Annotated in this window: 4 protein-coding genes; 3 read left to right on the top strand and 1 reads right to left on the bottom strand. The window is 68.4% G+C overall.

Annotated elements, in window-relative coordinates; genetic code table 11:
- Window positions 1–97: 97 nt before the first annotated feature.
- The 3 genes from ACK5IN_RS05520 to ACK5IN_RS05510 all read left to right on the top strand — a co-directional run bounded on the left by ACK5IN_RS05520 (window position 98) and on the right by ACK5IN_RS05510 (window position 4,839).
- Window positions 98–3,169, top strand: a complete 3,072-nt coding sequence (locus ACK5IN_RS05520; protein ID WP_416895205.1) for an AAA family ATPase — start codon at window positions 98–100, stop codon at window positions 3,167–3,169.
- Window positions 3,170–3,275: 106 nt separating this feature from the next.
- Complete coding sequence (locus ACK5IN_RS05515; RefSeq protein ID WP_416895204.1) at window positions 3,276–3,950, top strand: uridine kinase; 675 nt, start codon at window positions 3,276–3,278, stop codon at window positions 3,948–3,950.
- 247 nt (window positions 3,951–4,197) lie between these two features.
- Window positions 4,198–4,839: a LysE family translocator gene (locus ACK5IN_RS05510; RefSeq protein WP_416895203.1), complete on the top strand. Its 642-nt coding sequence runs from the start codon at window positions 4,198–4,200 to the stop codon at window positions 4,837–4,839.
- 27 nt (window positions 4,840–4,866) lie between these two features.
- Here the strand turns inward: ACK5IN_RS05510 and ACK5IN_RS05505 are convergent.
- On the bottom strand, window positions 4,867–5,200 hold a 334-nt coding region (locus ACK5IN_RS05505), incomplete at its 5' end, for a hypothetical protein (protein ID WP_416895202.1).

The following is a 5,200-nucleotide window of genomic DNA, read 5'->3' as shown; positions in this document are numbered from 1 at the left end:
GGTCGTGAACGCCCCGAAGTCGCTCTCGATCGCCGCAGCCCTGCACCCGGAAGTCTCCACAGTGCTCGACCGGGCGCAGCAGCACGCCGTGGCGTAGATTCAGCGGTGGCTGGCCGAGCACTCCGTGACCCGCGTCGGCCCGCGCGGCAAGCAGGAGGTCGTGCCCGTCCAGCAGTTGCAGACCGTGGCGGTGTCGCATCGCGCGTCGCGCGCGGGTGACCCGCCCCGCCATATTCACTTTCAGATCGGCACCCGCGGGTGGGCGGCCGGGAAGTGGCGTGCCTTGGATACGGCGGCGTTGTTCCGGCAGCAGGGCGCAATCCGCGCCATTGGCACCGCCGTGATCGCTGCGCACCCGGAGCTTGCGGAGGTGCTGGATCGGTACGGCCTGACTCTCGATCCGGTATCGGGTGAGGTGGTCGAACTCGAGCGGTTCAACGGCGTGATGAGCAAGCGCGGCGAGCAAGTACGCAAGCATCTCGAACGGCTCGAAGCCGAGTGGGAGGCGGCGCATCCGGGCGAGGGGATGGGGCCGGTCGTCTCGGCCCGGCTCGCGGCGAAAGCGTGGGCGTATGAGCGGCCCGCGAAGAAGCCCACCACCGTGCGCGAAGAACACGCCTGGGTGACCGAGCTACGCGACGCCGGCTACGACCCAGCCACGTTGCGCCGGCCTGCGCGTCGTGCGCCGGCGTCGCTGGATGACCTCTCCGTGCAGACCGTCGCAAGCCGGACGCTGGATCGCTGCGCCGCAGGCGGTTCGGCGTGGACGCAGCACACGGTGCAGGAGCACGCGACCCGGATCATGACCGAGTACGGCGTGCAAGCCACACCCGCCGAGATACGCGAGTTCGTCAGCATCGCCACCGCCCTGGCAATGGAGGACTGCTTCTCGATCCTCCCGCCCGGCGCACCGACGCCGGAGCATGTGGCGCACCTCACGTCGCTCAGGGTGGTGCAGGCCGAGACGGAGCTGCGCGACCTCCTGACCGCACGAGTGCCGAAGCAGGAGCCGAGGCACCCGGACGTGCACGACACGGCAAGGGCGCGGGGCTTGGATGCGGGGCAGGAGCGCGCCGCTGCTGCCGTTGCATCGACTGATCCGCTCGTGGTCGTGGAGGGTGCAGCGGGCGCGGGCAAGACCACGATGCTCGGTGTCGCAATCAAGGTCGCGGCGCAGCACGGGCGGGCATCGCGGGTGGTTGCACCGACGTTGCGCGCCGCGCAGGTCGCGCAGCATGAACTCGGCGTGCCCGCGAGCAGTGTTGCGGCGCTGGTGCACGCGCACGGCTGGCGCTGGAACAACGACGGCGTATGGACGCGCCTCGCACCCGGCGATACCGACCCCGAGACCGGGCGCACCTATCGCGGCCCGGCCGAGGATGCGCGACTCGTGCGGGGTGAGCGGGTGATCGTGGACGAAGCCGGGATGCTCGACCAAGACACCGCAATCGCCCTCCTGACCGTCACCGCCGAGGCGGGCGCGACGGTCGCGCTCATCGGGGATCGTGCGCAGCTCGCCGCAGTCGGTCGCGGCGGGGTGCTCGACATGGCCGCACACATTCGCGGTCGCACGCTCGACATGGCCGAGGTGCACCGCTTCACCGACCCCGCCTACGCCGAGGTCACGCTACGGATGCGCGACGGACGCGACCCCGGCGCCGTTTTCGACCAACTCGCCGCACTCGACCTGATCCGCCTGCACGACAGCGGCGACGATGCGCGCCAGCATATCGCGCAGCAACGGCAGGACGGCGAAGCCGTCACCGTCAGCACGAACGACGAGGCCCGCACTGTCAACGCCCGCATCCGCGAGGAACGAGTCTCGCAAGGACTCGTCGACGACACCACCATCGTGTACGGGAGCGACGGCCTCCCCGTCGGTGCCGGGGATGTGATTCAGACCCGGAAGAACAACTCAGATGTGGGCGTGGCGAACCGGCAGCAATGGGTCGTGCAGCACGTCGAGGATGACGGCGCAGTGTCCGTGCGCGAGGCCGGGAGCGGGCGGAAGCGGCAGCGCACCGTCAGACTCCCCGCCGAGTATGTGGCCGAGCACGCGCACCTGTCGTACGCGGCGACCGCATACGGGGTGCAGGGCGCGACCGTCGCCGGGTCGCACACGCTCCTCACCGACGCGACCAGCGCCGCCAGCGTCTATGTCGGCATGACGCGAGGCCGGAACGAGAACCTGCTGCACATCGTCGCCGGGAACCTGGCCGACGCCAGGGTGCAGTTCATCGAGGCGATGGAACGCGACCGCGCCGACCGGGGTCTTGCCGATGCCACCCAGCGTGCCGTCGAGGAAGTGGCCGGGCTGACCGAGCACGGCCCCGTGCAGATCGTGAACGACGAGATAGCAGCGCTCGTGCAGCGTGCGGCAACGGCTGAGGCGCAGGCGACACGCTGGCAACAGGTCAGCGCCGCCCTTGCCGACCTCAGTGACCGTGAGACGGCACTACGCGAGAACGCACGCGCTACCGAGCAGACTGCGCGACAGCGGGCCGAGCAGGTGCGCGCCGAGGTCGCCGCTCCCATCTTCTCGGCCGCGAGAACGGCACTCACCGCGTGGGAGCAGGCTGACGCCGTAGAGCAGACAGCAGGCGAGCAGGTGCGGACGGCGTCGTGGTTCGGGAAGCGCCGCGCCCGTACCGAGCACGAGAACGCCCAGGCCCGAACCCGCGAAGCGCACCGGCAGTTGACGAGCGAGTGGGGTGAGCCGCCGAGATGGAACGAGCGCGCCGACGCATGGGTGGAGCGAGTGACCCGGCCTCGGATCGACGGCGACCCGCGCGTGATCGACGCCGAGCAGGAACACCAGACGGCACGCAAGGCGATGCTGTACCGGCCAGAGCGAGCACACACGGCACGACTCGCGGCATACGCGCGAGCGTTCGGCGCGGAAACGGTGTTCCGCAATCAGCAGGCGTACCTCACCACCAACCCCGCACAGCAAGCCACACGAGCAACGAAGACCGCGAAGCAGGCGCGGGAAGAAGCCGCCCTGCTGCGCTCGCTCACACCCACCGAGGCCGCAAAGAGGATCGAGCAGACCCGCGCAGCACAGGCCGCGCGCGAGGCCCAGCGGGTCGAGCAGGAACGCGCCAGCTTGCACGACTTCCACCAGAAGCGCAGCACGCCAGGACGCGACGGGTTTGGTCTGAGCCGATAGCCCCATCTCGGCGTTCAGGTTCTCGCGGAGACCCGATCCATAGGATGACAGAAGCCGAGAGAAGCACGACGAAGCGAGGTAGCTGATGAGTGATCGACGAGCCGAGATGATCCGTGAAGTCGCCCACCGCATCGTGGCGCTTCTCCGCACCGCCCCGATACGGGTCGCGGTCGACGGGCGCACCGCATCGGGCAAGACCACGTTCGCCGACGAACTCGCTACCGCAGTCGAGCAGGCCGGGCGTCCGGTGATCCGCGCGCAGATCGACGGGTTCCATCGCCCAAAGGTCGAGCGGTACCGGCGGGGGCGCATGTCGGCCGAGGGGTACTACCGGGATGCCCGCGACCTCGATGCCGTCGTGTCGCTGCTGCTCGCGCCCCTCGCTTCCGGCGGTGACCGGATGATCCGTACGGAGTCGTTCGACCTCGATGCAGACCAGCCCATCGACGCCGACCCGTGGCGCGCGGATGACGAGGCGGTGCTGATCGTGGATGGCACGTTCCTGCAACGCCCCGAGCTGGCAGCGCACTGGGATGCGACGATCTATGTACGCACCAGCCCCGCCGTGTGCCTGCAACGCGGGATCGACCGCGACAGCGCCCATCTGGGCGGTTCGGAACAGACGCAGCGCATGTACGCCGAGCGATACCAGCCCGCCTACGAGATGTACGAGCAAGAGGCCTCGCCCGAGGCAAGCGCCGACCTCATCATTGACAACGACGACCCTACCCAGCCGACCGTCCATGCTCGACCGGACGGGCGACTGTCACACGTCGAATGACAAGCAAGAGCTGCCGTGGGCGCATGGTGTCGTTGCCCCAGCACTGTTGCAGTAACTCACGCCCGCCGAGATGGTGGCACAGATCGAGCAGACTCACGCCGAACAAGTCGCCCGCGATGCCCTACGGGATGGACGGGAACGTGCCAGGCTTCACGCTTTCGGCAGGACACCGAAGCGCGCTGCGCACGATCGCCCGATGCCGGGCTTATAAGTAGATGAGCGGTGCCCGCTGGGTAAGCTTGGCCCTATGCCCACTCTCGAAGCACTTGCCGCCTTTGCTCTAGCCTCGGTGATCCTCATCGTGATTCCTGGGCCGAGCGTGCTCTTCGTGATCGGCCGGTCGCTCTCCTACGGGCGGCGCGGCGGTCTGATGAGTGTGCTCGGGAACGGGCTCGGCGCGCTGCCGCTCGTCGCAGCGGTTGCGTTCGGCGTGGGTGCGATCGTCGCGCAGTCGATCATGTTGTTCACGATCATCAAACTGCTCGGCGCTGCCTACCTGATCTACCTCGGAGTGCAAGCGATCCGCCATCGCAAAGACGGCGTGGCAGACGGCACCGAGTCGGCTCGGCCATCGCTAACGCCCGCAGTGATGCTGCGGCAAGGGTTCATCGTGGGCGTGACCAATCCGAAGACCATCGTGTTCTTCGTGGCCGTGCTGCCGCAGTTCGTGAGCTTCGGGGCGGGAGCGATCCCGTTGCAGATGATGGTGCTCGGGCTCGTGTTCGTCACCATCGGGTTCATCTGCGATGCGGTCTGGGCGATCCTCGCTGGAACCGCGCAGGCCTGGTTCGCGAAGTCTCCCCGCCGACTCACCGGGATTCGCGCGACCGGCGGTGGACTGATGATCGGCCTCGGCGGCGGTCTCGCCCTGACCGGGAACAAGTCGTAGACGTAACTCTCCGATTGCGGGGATCGTCTACCGGCTGAGACCTGGCCCGCCCCGGCCGCGGCTGGGCGGGGTGTCGCGTCTGGATGTATCAAGTGGGAGCGCAAGGCGGCGCTCGCGTGCCGCGTCAAGTTCACGATCCAGCGCCTCGGGATCGCGGGTGATCTTGCGCATAGAGAAACCTTGCGCATGGTCGCGGACGAGTTCGAGTAGTTCGTCGTGGCGGGCTGCGTCTTCGAGCCTGTAAAGGTGCGGGCGGATCAGCGCGTCGATGCCCGAGTGGTTCTCCACGATGGCGAGGGTGCGGGCGTGGGCGAACACGTCGCCGGGAATCTGCGACCAGTCGATGACCCATCCGGCATCG

The organism is Microbacterium sp., from assembly GCF_047971895.1.
Taxonomy (GTDB): domain Bacteria; phylum Actinomycetota; class Actinomycetes; order Actinomycetales; family Microbacteriaceae; genus Microbacterium.
The sequence above is the reverse complement of the archived record's forward strand: the minus strand, read 5'-3'. Positions and strand labels throughout refer to the sequence as shown.